The sequence below is a fragment of the Photobacterium sp. GB-50 genome (genome assembly GCF_003026755.1).
GTDB lineage: Bacteria > Pseudomonadota > Gammaproteobacteria > Enterobacterales > Vibrionaceae > Photobacterium.
In genome coordinates, this window is sequence record NZ_PYNX01000003.1 from 37,922 (window position 1) to 54,271 (window position 16,350).

The window sequence follows — 16,350 nt, forward strand, 5'->3', positions numbered from 1 at the left end:
CATAAAATAAGAAAATATAAGTTATCAAGATGATAGTTTAAAAAACTATACTCACTCTGTATGTAGAGTGAGTATTTGGTTAATTTTTTACACGTGATAGAGGTTAGTAATACAACGCCCAGTGCTGCTGCTGAATCATATCAATGAACAGACGTAAATCATGTTCAAGCGGGCGATCTTCAATCACAGGTTCAAAGTGCTCTAACACGGATTGATTCATCTTTGTTAATGCAGGACTGAGGTGTGAAGCGTTAAGTTCATCATCACGTTTTCTCAGTTCAATGGCTTGGGTTGCTGCCAGTAACGAAGCGGCAGTCACCTGCTCTGTTAACTGTAATACACGTAAACAGTCACGTGATGCAATGGTTCCCATACTGACTTTATCTTGGTTATGACACTCCGTTGAGCGAGAGAAAACACTGGCTGGCATGGTGTGTTTTAATGCTTCTGCCGTCCATGCTGAAATCCCAATTTGCACGGCTTTAAAGCCATGGTTGATCGGCTTACGTTCACCAACGGCACCGGTTAAGTTAAAGGGTAAGCCATTATTAAACTTATAATCCATTAACTGAGCCATTTGACGATCGAGTAGATCGGCAATATTAGCGACGGCTGTTTTTAGCGTATCCATTGCCATCGCAATATGGCCGCCATAGAAATGCCCGCCATGCAGAACACGCTCGTTATCACCGTCAATAATTGGGTTATCGTTGGCACTGTTGAGTTCGTTTTCAATCATTTGGCGTAGCCAAGGCAGGCTGTCTTGTAAAACCCCAATAACATGGGGCGCACAACGGAGAGAGTAGCGATCTTGTAAGCGATCACTGTTACGAGGTGGACGTTCAGCTTGCAGATCAGAGCGTAACCAACTTGCGATTTGTTGTTGCCCCGGGTGAGGTTTTACCGCAAACAGTGCCTCATCAAAGTGGAAATCATTACCTTGCATGGCGACAGAAACCATCGCGGTGATTTTGGTTGCCATTTGCGCAAGATATTCGGCGCGTTTGTAGGCGAGGCAAGCCAATGCGGTCATCACAGATGTGCCATTCATTAACGCTAACCCTTCTTTAGGGCGTAATTGGATTGGCGAGATGCCAAGCTCTGCAAACACTTCAGCGGTGGGGCGAATTTCACCTTTGTAGATAACATCACGCTCACCAATTAAGGTGGCAGCAACATAAGACAATGGTGTTAAGTCGCCACTGGCACCCACAGAGCCTTCTTCTGGAATACGTGGCACGATGTCATGATTAATCAGCGTGACTAACTGGTTAAGCAACTCATGACTCACGCCTGAAACGCCTTGTGACAGAGAGCATAAGCGTGTGGCAAGGACTGCGCGAGCTTGAGGTTGCTGTAGCACTTCACCTAAACCACAACCATGAAAGCGTGTAAGGTGCAGTGGCAATTCGTCAACCAATTTAGGTGGGATCGCCACAGTACAAGAGTCGCCATAGCCTGTGGTTACACCATAAATGACGCCTTCATCTTTCAATAAGCGTTCAAGAAATGCCACGCCACGATCAATTTTGTCATTAAATGCAGTGTCGTTGTTCATTTCTGCATGAGCACCATTGGCAATCGCGCAAACATCTTCAATTGTGAGGCGTTCAGCACCAAACTTAATGGTTTGTTGAGTTGTTGTTGAATTAGTCGTTGTCATTATTTTTTCCACTAAGCTGCCAAAAATTAAAAAAGTTATACCACTGCAATGGGGCTTGAATTGTGTAAGATTCTAGCCGTGATGCATAGTCTTGAACTGTTTGTTGTAATGCCGTTTCTCGTGTTTTACGAGGTAAGATCAAAGCATCGCTGAAGGGTTCGAAGTAAATATCAAAATGGGGATCTGCTTGGCTGTCATCACGTAAACCAAAGAGTAAATAAACGGGCGCTTTCATGACCGAAGCCAGAATAAACGGTCCTTGTGGAAACGGGGCGGGTTTACCTAAGAAATCGGCCCATACCACACGTTGCTCTTTGGTGACCGACGTTCTATCACCGACAATCACCACCCATTCGCCTTGCTCAATTTTTTGCTGCAACATGATGGCAGTACTTGCGCTGAGCTCATTGACTTGAATAAGGTTCAGATCGGAATCAGGGTTAATGGCTTTTAATACCGCATTAAAGCGCTCTGCGTGTTCGGTAAAGACCAAAGCATTAACTTTTATATCGGGATGACGAGAACTTAACGCACGACAAAGTTCTAGATTGCCAAGGTGAGAGCCTAAAATGATGGCCCCTTGTTTTCGTTTGGCGAGATCATCAAAATGTTCACTACCATGAATGGTTAAGTGTTGCTCTGAATAATCGCCTTTCCATGCCACAAGTTTGTCGAGCATGGTATGACCAAACGATAATAAATGATCATAGCTGTTGAGCTTTTTCGGCAAGGAAAGCTGATTCTCACTGGCGTAATGTTCAAGTTGCTCTAGATAATCTTCAGATGCTTTGCGAGCCGTTTTCCCTGTTAAGTAGTAATAGCCCATCACGGCTTTTAAGATCAGATTAAATGTTTTTCGCCCGAGCAGAGAATACACAGCAAGTAATGTTTTGATCCCTACAATGGTGCCGCGCTCGGCATGGGATGACCAATGTTGTTGATCGGATGATTTGCGTTTAATTAGTTTAGGAATACGTGGCAACATGCCAAAAAATAGCTTGGTATGCATCCAACTAATTTTGACGTTATCCCACAATGCATCAAAGTGAGAGATGCCATCTTTTGGATAAATAACTTTGGTATCAATAAAACGAATATCGCCGTTATCCCAGTAAAAACGCACCATGATTTCAGTATCAAAATCCATTCTTAAACCAAGCTTGTTGTGATTAATCACATTCATCACGGCATCGATAGGGTATGAGCGAAAACCACACATACTGTCTTTGATAGCAAACGAAAGGGTTTCAATCCAGACCCAAATATGGGTGGCATAACGGCCATAGAGTCGCGATTTAGGGATTGATTCATCGTAGATCGGTTGGCCTGAAATCAGTGAATCAGGATAGTTTTTTGATTCATTGATCAGCTTAGGTAACGCAGATAAATCGTGCTGACCATCGGCATCAATTTGAATTGCATGGGTAAAGCCAAGTGCTTGTGCCTGTTTTATGCCAGCGATAACTGCCCCCCCTTTACCTTGGTTTTGCGGCAAAGTAACAATGTTGATATTGGGGCGTTTGGCTTGTTCCGATAAAATTTTACGGGTGGCTAATTCACTACCGTCATCAACAATGACAATGGGATAACCATAATTAAACAACCCATTTACAACGGCAGGCACCGTTGCGCCATGGTTATAGCAAGGGATCAGAAAACAGGGCTTAAATTCACACATGTTGACGACCTAGCTTAATTTTACCTGATGAATGTTTATGTAGCGTGTTACTAGCATCGATTGAGGTATAGCTAAAATGCAGTTTTTGCTGATCGTCACGCCATTCAAGTGTGAGCGTGATGGTGCTATCTGGCAAGATTGGCTCTTGGAATTTAATCACATCCATACCGTTAAATAAGGTCGGCATATCAGAAAAGCATTGCTTGGCAAAATGTACTGCCCAGTCAATTTGGCTCACACCGGGTAATAACGGAAAAGTTGGGAAGTGCCCTTGAAAATCAGAGAGTTGATTGTCAGGGCGCAAGGTGATCTCGGCCTTATAACCATCAATATGTTGAGCGAGTAATGTGGGAGTTCTATTGGTCATCATTATTATGCTTACTATGTCGAGGCGTCATCAGTAAATAACGATTCTAGATCGCTAACTAAACGCTTTCCTTGCGTATTTAAAGGAATGCTATCAACAAGGCGATAGCTGCGTGGAATACCAACTGGCTCAATCCATTGGCGAAGTTGTTGGCGCAGGAGCAACCAAAATTTCCCTTTTCCACGTTGCTGAATGTCTTTTTTTCCTTCACTTGAGAGTGTAATCACTGCGCCTAAAATAAGACGATTATTTTGCTCTAAGGGTAATACTGCGGCTTCTTCAATCCATGGTAACGAACACAGGCGCTGCTCAACATCGGTTAACGAAATACGTTTTTCTTCTATTTTAATAATGCGGTCGGTACGACCTTTTAAAATGAAATGATCGTTATCGATCTGTTCACAATGATCACTGGTTTGATACCACCGTTCTTGATCAATAAACGGCGATAAGATCTTAAGGCATTGCTCTGCATTCAGTGCGATGTCAATGACAGGGAAGCGTTGCCACGGCGTCGAAGCATCATGTTGCTGACGATAAGCAATCCCCCCGGTCTCCGTACTACCAAAGACTTCAAAAGGTAATTGGTTAAATAGTGTTTGGCATTGTTGAGCTGCCGCTAAGGGTAGCGGCCCACCAGAAGAGAAAATGGCGCGATAGTGTTGTGTTTTATCTTCATTATCAAGGCGTTTTAGCAACGCAGGGCTGCTAATGAGCACACAATTATCACTGGCTTGTGCCATTACCTGCTCTGGGTAGATCAAATCAAAACGACTGAAACTACGATCGCAGCACAGCGGCCATAAAATACGGAACAATAAGCCATAGATATGTTGATGTGAAACGGTACTAACAATCGTGGTTTGCGCTAATTGTTGTCCCCATAGCATTTCTAACTGGGCAATTTCGTTATTTAATAATGCGAGGTTTTTAAGAATGGCTTTAGGTTTTCCGCTAGAGCCAGACGTAAATAGCGTCAGTTGAATATCAGCGAGCGTTAGTGGTTCAAATACAATAGGAACATTGAGTGAGGACTGCCAGCTTATAGTATTCAGCTTAAGGCTAATACACGATGCTGGGCATTGAATATTGTTATCGTGGAGTAAGCCATCAAAATGGTGACTAAGCTCTGCAAGTGCTGCTGGCTGATGATTTCCTGGTAACACCATGTGCTGTTTACTGTGGGCTAATGCCATAAAGGCGACAGCAAAGAAGTAGCTATCTTCGCAACATATCGCCCATTGTTGTTGCTCATAGCTGTTTAGTTTTTCACTCAGCAAAGCAACATCGTTGTGAAACTGCTGCCATGATTGATGACCTGATGGATCGACAGACACCGGAGATTGGCGATCAGACTGCTGCATTAATTGAGATAACGGAATCATTGTTGTAGGCAGTATTAATGGTTTCATGGTAATTCCGGTGTTGAAGGTAGAACAAGTAGAGAGGAGCAATAATTAGAGATTGATTTCTCACTGTGATTTACGTTGAACAAATTGTCGCACAACCCATTCAATCGCAAACAGACTGCCCGCAAGAAGGTAGCTGATCAAACCGTTGTATAACGTCCATATTTGCAGTGGAAGAAAACAGGTTGTGAGTGCGATTGAACCATTAACAATGAAAAATACACACCATACTTTAGTGACATTGCGGGTATAGCGAACGCCATCTGGTGGTAAATCTGGCTCTTGCAGTCGTGCTAGTCGTTCAATGAGACTCTGTTTTTGCCATAAACTGGCACTAAACAGCCCAAACATAAGGATATTGACGATCACTGGGTAATAAAGAAACCAGCCATGTTCACGAAAAATGCTGCCAAGTAAAGCAAGGGTTAATCCCGCGCCACCGCTGAGCCATGCAATATACTTAAGTTCACGAAGTTGAGTCTGTTTCGCCGCGATAATGCGGAGTAAAAACAACACTGCCAGCAACCCAGCAACCACCCCTAACCCCCAACGGCTTAAACCATAGTAAACCGCGAGGGGATAGGCGAGTAACGCTAATGCTGACACGCCTGTCAGCAAACGCATCATCAATTATTCCTTAACAAGCTCGATCACTGCATCGACCACATCATCAACGGTACGGACAGCTTTGAAGTCTTCAGGTTTGATCTTCTGACCGGTCATGTTTTGTAAGTGAACGACTAAATCAACGGCATCAATACTGTCTAAATCAAGTTCAGTGTATAGATTGGTTTGCGGTTGAATGTCATCTGCATCAAGCTCAAACAGCTCCACAAGAACATTTTTCACTTGGTCAAAAACTTGGTTACGATTCGCTTCTGTCATTTTTTTTACGCTATTTTATGAGTTTTTATTATTAGAAATATAGTTTGCTAAGTTAGCAACTGATGCAAAATGTTCACGAGTATTAGTGTCATCTGCATCAATAACAATATTGTATTTTTTCTTAATCGCTAAACCCAATTCCAACGCATCAATAGAATCTAAACCTAGACCATCATTAAATAGCGGGGCATCTGTTTCAATATCATCAATGGTGATGTCTTCAAGGTTTAATGCATCAATGATGAGTGTTTTTAATTCGTTATGTAGTTGTTCCATAGTACCTACTTGTGATTGTTATCATGATGCTGAACAGTGTGTTGAGCAGGAAAAAGAGCATCATCAAGATAACGGTTAAGCTTACGTGCTGCTGTTGTGGCGGAATCACTACTTTCAATAAATGATCCAACCGCTATTTTATCCTTTACTTCGACTAAGAAGAAAGGCTTGCTGTCGGGAACTTGATACCACTTTTTTTCTTTGGTTAAAAAGCTAGGTTCAACCGTGATATGAATAACACGGAGATCCGACGTCGTGCGAACTGCTATCTGTGCAGCCCCACGTTGTAATTTTGATTTTTTTCCCGGCGTAGTACGGGTACCTTCAGGAAAAACTAATAAGACATTACCGCTACCTAATCGTTCACTACAGTCATCGAGCAAACTTTCTGGATCTCTATTGGGAATATAGCCAGCGGCTTTAACAATGCCTTTCATAAATGGATTATGCCAGATAGCCGCTTTCACTAAACAGTCGCACTGAGGAAGTCGAGAAGCGATAAGCACATAATCAATTAAACTGGGGTGATTGGCCACAATAAGGCAATTTCTATCGTTCTCTAATAATTCTGTGTTTTCAAAGCGGTAATCAATCGTGCCGCAAAAACGCATGGTGCGACAGAAAAAATCAAACGATTGTTGAATAATTTTCTGTATTTTAAATTCGCGCTGTTGGGTACTTTTTGCCGTTCGTGTCATTAACGGGAAAATAATGAAGGTTAAGGTAAGTGCGCCAACACCAAATAAACTAAAGCAAAATCCGGTTGCAACAATACGCCAATATTTATTCAGCTGTTGTGACAGAGTGAGTCTTGATGCTGTCACTTGTTTCGTACCCAATGCCAGTGGTTACGCTGATCTGACAGGTTAAACGCTTCGTTATCTAAAGCGAGATGTTTAATGACATCTAATGTTTGTGGATATCCCATAGCGACTTCCTTGCTGCTTCTGTCTGTTTCATTCCACTGTAGCGTGTAGCCATTACCTGCAGATAAGATAGCACTGAATGCGTAACCTTGATGAGGTTGGGTTTCAAATTCTTGATATTGTTCAGGTAATGGTTCATCAAAATCGACTAATAAAACCTGGTGGTCTGGATTTTCGCTTAGATAACACGCCGCTTCGATGAGTGCAGAGTGAAGCGTGTGCTCTGCTGCCGATAACGATGTCACAGGGATTGGCTGTTTAGTGATGATGGTATAAAGCCCTGCTGCTGTATTGTGAACCGATTGCGAGAAGGCGATGGGGGATGCATCGTCACCCTCAATGATCGATTCAACTAAATTAACAGTGCGGTGTAATTCACCATGACGGCTTGAGAAAATAATGTAATCAATCTGCTGTTGTTCTGAGATATGCAAAGCTGTTTGTAACGCCAATTTGGTTAAATTACTCATACGGCGTCGCATCATCGGCGGTATTTTATCAAACACGATAGGCTCTGGTGCTTGAGGCCAGTCTTGGGTTATTGCCCATTGCTGCCACTCAGCGAGAGATGACAAGCCAAGTGAGCGAGCTTCCCACTGGTTGATTGTAAAGTGCACAGAGTTCATGGTTAACCGTTTGCAATAAATATCGTGTTCTAATGAATGTGGCTTATGATAATAAAGTCTACCTGTGATTGAAAAACATATTTGTGTTGTTTATGGCATCTACCATGAAAAATATTATGTAATGTTTTCAAGGTGTCATTCATTCCAAAATGGAATGTCTATCTTGTTTGCTGCTATCAATCTAGATGATAATCTTTATTGACGATTAATTAAAACCATGACGAGCGTTAAATGAAAAAGACCCTAGTTAGTATAATGGCGAGTTTGCTGATTGTAGGTTGTACCAGCAAACCTGTCATGAATTTAAACGATGTCTATGTGCCGAGCACTGTCACTGGGCAACAACATTCTATTGATGATGTGCAAAAAGCGATATTAACCGCAGCAGAGCAACGAGGATGGAGCGCTCGAGTAATAAAACCTGGCTTGATTGTGGCAACCCTTTCTGTTCGAACTCATACCGCAACGGTCGACATTTCGTATTCAACATTAAGTTACAGTATTGATTATAAAAATAGTCAAAATTTGGATTATGACGGCACAGATATTCACCGCAATTACAATAACTGGGTGATGAAATTATCTCGCTCTATCCAACAACAACTTGGTGTAACTATTCAGAACTATTAATAAAATTATCGTAATAAGTGCATAGCGAATGATATTAACTAATGACTGATAATTTGTTTTAAAACAATAAGAGTGAGTAAAGGGTCGATAGAATAAGCGGCAACTGTTTAACCTATGTAGGTGTCGTGTGACCGATTATTCTGTAGATCCTTTCAATGCTCTTGATGCAAAAACAGAAGCGCAAAAACTTGCTTTCGCTCCTATCGTATTTCAAACCGCTAAATCTCTGCGTGATCTTGGTATCTTAGCCGCATTAGATGAAGTAAAAAAAGATGGGTTGGATGCTGTTGCCATTTCAAAGCGAACAGGGATCAGTGAATATGGTGTAAAAGTGTTATTAGATATGGGCCTAAGCGCACATATTGTCACTTGGCACGCGCCAAAATACCGTTTAGCCAATCTGGGACATTATTTACTGCACGATGGTATGACTCGAGCAAATATCGATTTTACCGCAGATGTTTGTTACGCCGCGATGATGCACCTTTCTCAATCTATTAAAGAAAGCAAACCCGCAGGCCTTGTTGAATTAGGCGATTGGGAAACCATTTATCAAGGGCTATCTCAACTACCTATGGCCGCCAAAGAAAGTTGGTTTAATTTCGACCATTTCTATTCTGATCGTTCATTTCCGTTACTACTTGAACGTGTCTTTGCGAAAAAGCCTAAACGCTTATTTGATATCGGTGGCAACACGGGTAAGTGGGCGCAACAGTGTTGTGCGTATGATCCTGATGTGAACGTTACTATTATCGATTTACCACAACAAATTGAGATGGCACTCACGCAAGCCAAAGAAAAAGGGCTGGCAGAACGCATTTCGGGTGTAGGCACTAACTTACTGGATAAATCTCAAGCATTACCGCAAGGAGCGGATGTGTGGTGGATGAGCCAGTTTTTAGATTGTTTTTCACCGATGGAAATACTGAGTATTTTACGTCGCGTACGTGAAGCTATGTCACCTGATGCGGTGGTGTATATTTTAGAGCTTTTCTGGGATGCACAGCGTTACGAAGCGGCGACCTATAGCTTGAATGCGACCTCGTTATATTTCACTTGTTTAGCCAACGGTAATAGCCGTTTCTATCGCAGTGATGATTTTCTAGAAATAGTCAAAGAAGCGGGCTTTATTGTGACAGAGCGCGAAGACAATATTGGTTTAGGTCATACATTATTAACCTTATCAGCCGCATAAACGAACCGAACTATTCATTATAAGCGATCATTTGCGTGACTTGCTCTCGGTTATTTTGTCTCACATATTGCTCGGTGTTAACTAACCACTGGGCAATATTGTGCTGATAACGAGGATGGTCGCCTGTCATGGCTCTCGCGTGGCGACAATCATCGAAAGCCATAAATTCTTTATTCCCCTTGAGCTGTTGATAGAGGGTCTCACCAAATTCAAACGGCACAACGCTATCTTCTTCACAGTGTACTACCAAGGCATGACTTTCCGGCACACGATGCAAATTCTGCTCTGCGGCATAATCATCTCGCATAATTACCAGTGCAAACCAATCATAGAGTTTACCAAAAGGGCTTTGGCTTAAAACAAACTGCGCTTCTTTAACGTAACTGGTAAAGGGGGAGTCGAGAATAATACCGTCAATTTCAATCGGATTATCAGCCCACGCCCGTAAAAAGATATTACTGCCAGTAGAGGTAGCGACAACAAATAATGGCTGGTGGTTATATTGATTGATGTAATTAAGAATCGAAATCGCATCAAGGTACGCATCTTTGTCTGTTGCCGTCCCTGTTGAGTGACCAAAGCCTGAATAGTCGAAAGTGATCACGTTAAAACCATAATCTGTCAGCCATGCGACTTTTTCTTGGGTTTGCTCCATTTGCCCACTGTTACCATGAAAGTGAACCACAGTACCGCGAAGATCAGGTGACGGCATAGAAGAAGTATTCGTGGGATGATAATAGCGATAAGCAATTTTATTGCCAGAGAGCGAATCAAGCCAAACGACCTCTTTACTTGGCATATCATTATTTGATGGTGAGAAAAATGCTTGGTTGGCACAACCAGATATTACAGGAAGTAATAACAGAGTCAGAAGCAAAAAAGAGTTCATGGGCATCTTCCTGATTTGTCATGATGTATTAATAGTGTGTACGCCTTAAAACGAAAATGTGATCTCTCCTGTGAGAAAATAAAACAATGCCCCTAATTGCTGTTTTTTAAGATAAAGCGCTCCCCGTTGTATGGTGTGAAGAAATAACTTTGTTAAACTCTGCGCTGATAATATATCCAAACCGATCGTTGCTTCTTATCTCACACCTGTCAGGTAAGACATTTACAGTGTTAATAAAAGGAAAAAGATGTTGAATAGTAGACAACGTACCCAAGTTGCAATTATTGGCGCAGGCCCATCAGGCTCTGTTGCAGCAGCGTTGCTCAATCAAAATAATATTGATGTTGTTGTCTTCGAGAAAAACACTTTTCCTCGTTTTTCTATCGGCGAAAGCTTATTACCTGCCTGTATGGAAGTGATCAAAAAAGCCAATATGCTCGATGCAGTAACAGGCGCTGATTTTCAATATAAAAATGGCGCTGCATTTCGCCGTCGTGATACCTATACGGCGTTTGATTTTCGCGATAAATTCACAGCAGGCGCTGGTACGACTTATCAAGTACAGCGTGGCAACTTTGATAAAGTGTTAGCCGATGAAGCGGCCAAGCAAGGAGTTGAAATTCGTTACCAACACAACGTAGAAGCAATTGAATGTGGGGACACTCGCTCCGTTATTACGGTTCGTGATGCGTTAACAGGACAAACCTATACGCTCGAAGCCGACTTTATTTTAGATGCCAGTGGTTTTGGGCGTGTATTACCGCGTTTACTCGATTTAGAGCAGCCGTCTTGTTTACCTGTGCGTCATGCCATTTTTACCCATGTGGTGGATCATATTGAAGATAGCGGTGTTGAGCACGATCGTGAAAAGATTTTAATTTCCGTTCACCCAACGAATGAAGATGTGTGGTTTTGGCTTATTCCATTTAGCAACGGGACTTGCTCATTAGGTGTGGTGGCAGAGCCTGAATTTTTAGCCCAATACGATGCTGATGAAAAAACCGCATTGCAGCAAATTGTGGCGCAAGAGCCAACATTAAATAAGCTGCTTAGCAAAGCTGAATACGCCAATCCTGCTGCGCAAATTGGCGGTTATTCTGCCAATGTAAAACACCTTGCGACGAACAACTATGCGTTATTAGGCAATGCAGGGGAGTTTTTAGACCCTGTATTTTCATCAGGCGTGACCATTGCAATGCAATCGGCAGATTTGGTTGTTAGCGCCTTATTGAAGCAATTAGCAGGTGATGACGTTAATTGGCAGCAAGAATATGCCGATAAATTAATGGTAGGGGTAAATACCTTCCGTACCTATGTAGAAGGTTGGTACTCTGGTGAATTACAAAAAGTGATTTTCTATACCGATCCCGATCCTAAAATAAAACAAATGGTGTGCTCGATACTGGCAGGTTACGCATGGGATCAGAAAAACCCGTTTGTTGCTCAATCTGAACGCCGCTTAAGAACTCTCGCTGAAATTTGTAGTTAAGTCGCCTTGCGCCTTTTTCAAGCCATATTCAATGGCTTGAAATAGTAATATTGGTTTTCATAAATAGCGCAGCAAAAACATGATTTTTGTCTTAATTTAATTAGATAGAAGGCGTATAACTAAGACATAAGCTATTTATAAGGAGAGTTCCGATGTTTCCAGAATACAAAGAGTTAATCGATTCTTTAAAAGGCAAAGAAGTTGCTTTTGATCGTCTATACAATAAACACAGCGAGCTTAACGCTGAAATTGAAAAGATGACAGCGAAAGACGGTTACGACGAAGATATTATTGATAAGCTTAAAAAAGAAAAACTATTGCTTAAAGATGAAATCTTGGCTTATTTAAAAAGTGTAGAAGCTAAATAATCATTTATTAATCAACAATAAGTGAAAAGAAACAGAAAAGATAAGTGAGAGCTTTTCTTTTCTGTTTTTTTAGGTGAATATAGAGCTTATTTAGGCTATTTATCCTGTTCCTACTGGTAGATATTAGGAAAAGTAAGGATGATGCTCGACTTAGTAGCATCATCTCTTATAGCATGAGTAATATTTACTTATATAAGTTAGCTTGGTTTTTTTCAATACTTCGGATAGGTGTGTACTATCTGCCTTTATTTTCCGAAGCTAGAAATCCAAAATCGATGATTACTATCCAAAAATACAATATAGAAAGTGTTTTCTTGAATAAAACCAGCAACTCTAGGTAGTCCACCAATACCTTCAATAACGCCCCAAGCAACATTTTTTTCTACGTGTTCAGGGTGAAAAAAATCCGTTTTGTCACGGGGAGGAAAGTCTCCATAATTCTTCAATTGTTTCTGAGAAAATGCTTCTTCCCGTGTAAGTACAGACAATTCCTTGAGGCGATTAATTAATGACTTTAAAAGTCCCTTTCCTTCCCACAACGTTATGGTTTCTTCTTTGCCTTTAGGCTGTGTTTGATCTAAAAATTTAAAGCTAAAGGTCAATAACTCGCGATTTCCTAATACTTTTCGTTCTTCTCGTATATTCTCTTTGCGAGCTTTAACTTTACCTCTGCTTCTATCTTTTGCCATTTAGCATTTCCTCTAAAATAGCAACAGAGCTAAACAATGGAATAGCTCCATACTTACCTGATAAATAATCCTTGCTATAGCTATCATCTTTTCTTGTATAGTGCTCTTTATATTCAACGAGTGAATATAGTTCACTTTCATTTGAATCATTCTTTTCTACAAACCAAATTTGGTCTCTACGGAATAATTCATTTGTCAAAAGATTAGTATCATGACAAGTTATTATTAACTGACTATTTCCATGGTTATTCTTATTATATAAATCAATAATAAACTTACATAATAATGTATGAAACTTATTATCAAATTCGTCAACAAATAATATTTCATCGTTAACGATAACATCATACAAGGGACCTAAGAGATAGAGTAATTTTCGAGTACCTTCAGATTCAAAACTCAGAGGAATTGAATAATGCTCGCCTGTTACTTGATCTAACTTAACAACATCAACTTTCTTTTGTTTTACTTTCGTACTCTCGAGATAACCCTTTAACTTAGATAGAGCATCATTAAGCTCCTCGTTTTCCAAGCGATTTTTACCTTTTGGCAACGGGAGGCTTTTCTCAATTTCTACAACATTTAGGTCGTAGATTTGGAAAGATTTTAAAATTTCAACAGCCCACTCTCTGAAATGGCTATTATTTTCAAAAAGATTAATAGTAAAATCTTTAAACCCTCTATCTGTCAACCCGGATATAATATTGACCTTCTCAAACCAAGCTGTAACTATGCTTGATTTTTCACCGTCGAATTGAGATAAAACAGATATAAAAGGAACAAACTCTTTTGTTTTTTCCAATAACCAAGTGTCACCATCTCGCTTGGTAAATAGCTTCGCTTCAGGGAATGATCTTTGATTATAGTTGACTGTTTGTCTATCTCTGTGGAATAAGGGAGTCTCTCTCGAACTTTTAGTCCAGTATAGCCACTCCTCAACAATCTCACCTTCAGAAATGGCAATTCCATAGCGATATAGATTTCCTTCGGCAAGAAAGGTAACTTCGAATTCAGATGGCACGTCAAAATAATCTTCCTTTAGCAGGAAAGGCACGACCATATGGGTCACGCTGTCACCAACTGAGTCCAAAGAACCCAATATAAGCATTTGTAACCTTTTCAATGATTCAGCTAAGTTAGTTTTTCCTGAACCATTAGCACCAAAAATAGCAGAGCTTTTCAGAACGTTCTTAACGCCAAACGCATTAACTTCTTTCAAGTTATTCAATGCACATTCTTCTTTGGTTGAAGTAGATGCAAGCATGTTCAATTCTTGACGAGTGTTAAAAGAGCAGTAATTTTGTACAGAATAGTCTATTAACATTTTATTTATTCTTTTATTTGTCGATTACGCTATCTACGATAGCACTTAAAGTTACTTTTCGCAAAAAAATAGCAAAAAAACCAATTAAGTGCGGTGTATTGACTTATGCCTAACAGCTTATTACTCGAGGGATTAAAAAAGGAGAGGTGCATAGCAAAAAGAAATGGCATACCTTACTTATGTATTAGTTAAAGTGCGTATGCCAATCGGGTTACTTACAAAAAGTCTCAATATATAAAGCTTCTACTTTGTCTCTTGCCCATTGGGTTTTGCGTAAAAACTTTAAAGACGATTTAATAGAGGGATCGCTGTAAAAACAGTTAATTTTAATTCTTGCATCTAGCCCTTCCCATCCGTAGTGCTCTTGTAAACGCACAAGGATCTTTTCTAACGTCAAACCGTGTAATGGGTTGTTGATTTGTTCTTGGCTCATGATTGAGTGTTCCTACCATCGCTAAATCTGTCGACGGAGTTTAGCAGAATGCGCTGGTCTGGTTTAAGGTTTTCACAAAAATTAAGCCTATCTCGTTAGCTTATCTCTCACAATTAGCTGCCTATTTAGCAGCTAATCGAACAATAGTGGGGTAACGAGTCTTAAATGAGTTCCCAATGTGAAACCACACGCGGTGCTATTGTTTGGTTTTTACTGGTTAACTGAGACGGGCACAGCCCAGTCCAGCGTTTGAACGCGCGTGAAAAAGTACTGAGATCAGAAAAACCTAATTGCTGTGCAATGTCAGCTAACCCTAACTCTGAATTATCTAACAGGGATAACGCCATTTCTAATTTATAGTTTTCTAACACCCCACGATAACTTGTTGATAAACATGCTAAACGTCTATTTAAGGTGCGAAAGCTGATGTCCATTAAACTTGCGATATGGTTGCCAGAGGCGGCCTCTAAATCAGGTAGGCTTCTGAGCGCACGGTAAACTTGATGAATCACATTGTTCTGCTGGTAGTTTACTAGCTGATGTTTTAACTGCCATAAGCTGTTTTGATGGATCACGGGATCAGAATCGGTTAACGGTAAGGATAACGACTTTTTACTAAAAGTAAGGCGGATCAAGGGAAAGCTATAATGGCACTTTATATTCAGTGCAGATGACGCAATCAAGTTATCAAATAACGGTTGTTCGATGCGTAAATTGGTCAGCGAGGGTAAATACGCATCACCTTTAAGTGTCGTTGTGCCCCACGTTTGCTTGATGACATTCAATAATAGCGCAAAGTGTAAAGCCAATAACGATAGGCTTTCTGTTGAATGTTTTGCGATGGGTTCATTACTTAATAGCCACAGATTGATGTTGTCACCTTTATTTTCATCTAAATGAAAACGAATAGAGCTATTGAGTAATGCGCTGTAGTTGCACAGCGTATGTAATTGCGTGTAGCGATCAGGGCTCGTCCATAGCGCTAAACTATAGAAGTTAAAGGTTAAGGGATTTACTGACTGGGCTATTTTTGTAATTTGGGAGGATAAAGCATGATACTCAGGCGTGATTGTTGAGAGGTATTGTTTTAGCCATAGACCTTCAAAATGTGTCATGTCAAAGGTGTGATTCTCTTCAATATTGAAGTTTGCAAAAGGAATGACACTTTTCCAACCTGAAGAGATTGTATTTTTTAATGATGAGAGTTGAGATTTGACTTCCATTGTTACTTATATACCTCATAAAAGTTACATCTCAGAAACATACCAGCGTATTAAAAGACAAGATTAAATAGAGGGTACAAATTAATGTCACTAAATGCAGTTATCAGTTAGTTGATAATGTGTCTTTAAAGTAACAGCCATGTGTCTTTGTCTTTATTTTTTTATCAGTAAATATGTATCATCGTTGTTTGGTTTATTTACATTAGCAATATTTGTAGCACATTAATATTGTTTATTTTGTGCTAATTCTACGTATGGAAAAATTGTTAATCTATAATTA

At 40.4% G+C, this 16,350-nt stretch carries 18 protein-coding genes; 4 read left to right on the plus strand and 14 right to left on the minus strand.

Translation table 11 applies throughout. The features are described 5' to 3' along the window. Window positions 1–103: 103 nt before the first annotated feature. The 9 genes from hutH to C9J41_RS05275 are packed head-to-tail and all read right to left on the minus strand — an operon-like array spanning window position 104 to window position 7,830. Window positions 104–1,663, minus strand: coding sequence for a histidine ammonia-lyase (gene hutH, locus C9J41_RS05235; RefSeq protein ID WP_107292540.1), 1,560 nt, complete (start codon window positions 1,661–1,663; stop codon window positions 104–106). Then, window positions 1,650–3,341: a glycosyltransferase gene (locus tag C9J41_RS05240; RefSeq protein WP_107294303.1), complete on the minus strand. Its 1,692-nt coding sequence runs from the start codon at window positions 3,339–3,341 to the stop codon at window positions 1,650–1,652. Before C9J41_RS05240 ends, hutH begins: the two co-directional genes overlap by 14 nt. Continuing rightward, on the minus strand, window positions 3,334–3,708 hold the full coding sequence (locus C9J41_RS05245) for a 3-hydroxyacyl-ACP dehydratase (RefSeq protein WP_107261749.1): 375 nt from the start codon (window positions 3,706–3,708) through the stop codon (window positions 3,334–3,336). The genes C9J41_RS05240 and C9J41_RS05245 overlap by 8 nt, the downstream gene beginning before the upstream one ends. 14 nt (window positions 3,709–3,722) lie before the next feature. After that, complete coding sequence (locus C9J41_RS05250; protein ID WP_107294304.1) at window positions 3,723–5,120, minus strand: AMP-binding protein; 1,398 nt, start codon at window positions 5,118–5,120, stop codon at window positions 3,723–3,725. A gap of 60 nt (window positions 5,121–5,180) precedes the next feature. Then, window positions 5,181–5,744 (minus strand): hypothetical protein, encoded by a 564-nt coding sequence (locus tag C9J41_RS05255; RefSeq protein ID WP_107294305.1) that lies wholly within the window; start codon window positions 5,742–5,744, stop codon window positions 5,181–5,183. Window positions 5,745–5,747: 3 nt separating this feature from the next. Further along, window positions 5,748–6,002, minus strand: a complete 255-nt coding sequence (locus C9J41_RS05260) for an acyl carrier protein (protein WP_107207390.1) — start codon at window positions 6,000–6,002, stop codon at window positions 5,748–5,750. Between the two features lie 15 nt (window positions 6,003–6,017). After that, window positions 6,018–6,278 carry a phosphopantetheine-binding protein gene (locus C9J41_RS05265; RefSeq protein WP_045148502.1) on the minus strand — a complete coding sequence of 87 codons (261 nt, stop codon included), beginning with the start codon at window positions 6,276–6,278 and terminating at the stop codon, window positions 6,018–6,020. A 5-nt stretch (window positions 6,279–6,283) separates the two neighbouring features. After that, window positions 6,284–7,102 carry a 1-acyl-sn-glycerol-3-phosphate acyltransferase gene (locus C9J41_RS05270; protein WP_107294306.1) on the minus strand — a complete coding sequence of 273 codons (819 nt, stop codon included), beginning with the start codon at window positions 7,100–7,102 and terminating at the stop codon, window positions 6,284–6,286. Continuing rightward, window positions 7,099–7,830 carry a beta-ketoacyl synthase chain length factor gene (locus C9J41_RS05275; protein WP_107261735.1) on the minus strand — a complete coding sequence of 244 codons (732 nt, stop codon included), beginning with the start codon at window positions 7,828–7,830 and terminating at the stop codon, window positions 7,099–7,101. Before C9J41_RS05275 ends, C9J41_RS05270 begins: the two co-directional genes overlap by 4 nt. 231 nt (window positions 7,831–8,061) lie before the next feature. On the opposite strand from C9J41_RS05275, the gene C9J41_RS05280 reads away from it, so the two are divergent. Then, window positions 8,062–8,460, plus strand: coding sequence for a hypothetical protein (locus C9J41_RS05280; RefSeq protein ID WP_107246528.1), 399 nt, complete (start codon window positions 8,062–8,064; stop codon window positions 8,458–8,460). A 127-nt stretch (window positions 8,461–8,587) separates the two neighbouring features. After that, complete coding sequence (locus C9J41_RS05285) at window positions 8,588–9,655, plus strand: methyltransferase (protein ID WP_107261739.1); 1,068 nt, start codon at window positions 8,588–8,590, stop codon at window positions 9,653–9,655. Between the two features lie 10 nt (window positions 9,656–9,665). Here the strand turns inward: C9J41_RS05285 and C9J41_RS05290 are convergent, their stop codons facing one another. Beyond that, window positions 9,666–10,544 (minus strand): alpha/beta hydrolase, encoded by an 879-nt coding sequence (locus C9J41_RS05290; protein ID WP_107294307.1) that lies wholly within the window; start codon window positions 10,542–10,544, stop codon window positions 9,666–9,668. A 247-nt stretch (window positions 10,545–10,791) separates the two neighbouring features. Here C9J41_RS05290 and C9J41_RS05295 point away from each other — a divergent pair, with 247 nt between their 5' ends. Further along, complete coding sequence (locus tag C9J41_RS05295; protein ID WP_107294308.1) at window positions 10,792–12,033, plus strand: NAD(P)/FAD-dependent oxidoreductase; 1,242 nt, start codon at window positions 10,792–10,794, stop codon at window positions 12,031–12,033. Between the two features lie 152 nt (window positions 12,034–12,185). After that, window positions 12,186–12,401 carry a DUF465 domain-containing protein gene (locus tag C9J41_RS05300; protein WP_105061594.1) on the plus strand — a complete coding sequence of 72 codons (216 nt, stop codon included), beginning with the start codon at window positions 12,186–12,188 and terminating at the stop codon, window positions 12,399–12,401. Between the two features lie 245 nt (window positions 12,402–12,646). On the opposite strand, the gene C9J41_RS05305 is transcribed toward C9J41_RS05300, so the two are convergent. The 4 genes from C9J41_RS05305 to C9J41_RS05320 form a co-directional block, all read right to left on the minus strand. Then, a complete protein-coding gene (locus C9J41_RS05305; protein WP_107294309.1) occupies window positions 12,647–13,090 on the minus strand; it encodes a hypothetical protein in 444 nt (147 codons plus the stop codon). Continuing rightward, window positions 13,077–14,354, minus strand: a complete 1,278-nt coding sequence (locus tag C9J41_RS05310; protein WP_158259669.1) for an ATP/GTP-binding protein — start codon at window positions 14,352–14,354, stop codon at window positions 13,077–13,079. The genes C9J41_RS05305 and C9J41_RS05310 overlap by 14 nt, the downstream gene beginning before the upstream one ends. Window positions 14,355–14,625: 271 nt before the next feature. Next, a complete protein-coding gene (locus tag C9J41_RS05315) occupies window positions 14,626–14,847 on the minus strand; it encodes a VF530 family DNA-binding protein (RefSeq protein WP_005366553.1) in 222 nt (73 codons plus the stop codon). A 161-nt stretch (window positions 14,848–15,008) separates the two neighbouring features. Next, window positions 15,009–16,070 (minus strand): helix-turn-helix domain-containing protein, encoded by a 1,062-nt coding sequence (locus C9J41_RS05320; RefSeq protein ID WP_107294311.1) that lies wholly within the window; start codon window positions 16,068–16,070, stop codon window positions 15,009–15,011. Between the last annotated feature and the right edge of the window lie 280 nt (window positions 16,071–16,350).

What these genes read in the sequence shown, in the direction of transcription:
- C9J41_RS05290 (WP_107294307.1), bottom strand. Translation starts at nt 10,544, where the DNA reads ATGAACTCTTTTTTGCTTCTGACTCTGTTATTACTTCCTGTAATATCT.
- C9J41_RS05260 (WP_107207390.1), bottom strand. Translation starts at nt 6,002, where the DNA reads ATGACAGAAGCGAATCGTAACCAAGTTTTTGACCAAGTGAAAAATGTT.
- C9J41_RS05300 (WP_105061594.1), top strand. Translation starts at nt 12,186, where the DNA reads ATGTTTCCAGAATACAAAGAGTTAATCGATTCTTTAAAAGGCAAAGAA.
- C9J41_RS05305 (WP_107294309.1), bottom strand. Translation starts at nt 13,090, where the DNA reads ATGGCAAAAGATAGAAGCAGAGGTAAAGTTAAAGCTCGCAAAGAGAAT.
- C9J41_RS05310 (WP_158259669.1), bottom strand. Translation starts at nt 14,354, where the DNA reads ATGCTTGCATCTACTTCAACCAAAGAAGAATGTGCATTGAATAACTTG.
- C9J41_RS05245 (WP_107261749.1), bottom strand. Translation starts at nt 3,708, where the DNA reads ATGACCAATAGAACTCCCACATTACTCGCTCAACATATTGATGGTTAT.
- C9J41_RS05240 (WP_107294303.1), bottom strand. Translation starts at nt 3,341, where the DNA reads ATGTGTGAATTTAAGCCCTGTTTTCTGATCCCTTGCTATAACCATGGC.
- C9J41_RS05320 (WP_107294311.1), bottom strand. Translation starts at nt 16,070, where the DNA reads ATGGAAGTCAAATCTCAACTCTCATCATTAAAAAATACAATCTCTTCA.
- hutH (WP_107292540.1), bottom strand. Translation starts at nt 1,663, where the DNA reads ATGACAACGACTAATTCAACAACAACTCAACAAACCATTAAGTTTGGT.
- C9J41_RS05265 (WP_045148502.1), bottom strand. Translation starts at nt 6,278, where the DNA reads ATGGAACAACTACATAACGAATTAAAAACACTCATCATTGATGCATTA.
- C9J41_RS05250 (WP_107294304.1), bottom strand. Translation starts at nt 5,120, where the DNA reads ATGAAACCATTAATACTGCCTACAACAATGATTCCGTTATCTCAATTA.
- C9J41_RS05295 (WP_107294308.1), top strand. Translation starts at nt 10,792, where the DNA reads ATGTTGAATAGTAGACAACGTACCCAAGTTGCAATTATTGGCGCAGGC.
- C9J41_RS05315 (WP_005366553.1), bottom strand. Translation starts at nt 14,847, where the DNA reads ATGAGCCAAGAACAAATCAACAACCCATTACACGGTTTGACGTTAGAA.
- C9J41_RS05255 (WP_107294305.1), bottom strand. Translation starts at nt 5,744, where the DNA reads ATGATGCGTTTGCTGACAGGCGTGTCAGCATTAGCGTTACTCGCCTAT.
- C9J41_RS05280 (WP_107246528.1), top strand. Translation starts at nt 8,062, where the DNA reads ATGAAAAAGACCCTAGTTAGTATAATGGCGAGTTTGCTGATTGTAGGT.
- C9J41_RS05275 (WP_107261735.1), bottom strand. Translation starts at nt 7,830, where the DNA reads ATGAACTCTGTGCACTTTACAATCAACCAGTGGGAAGCTCGCTCACTT.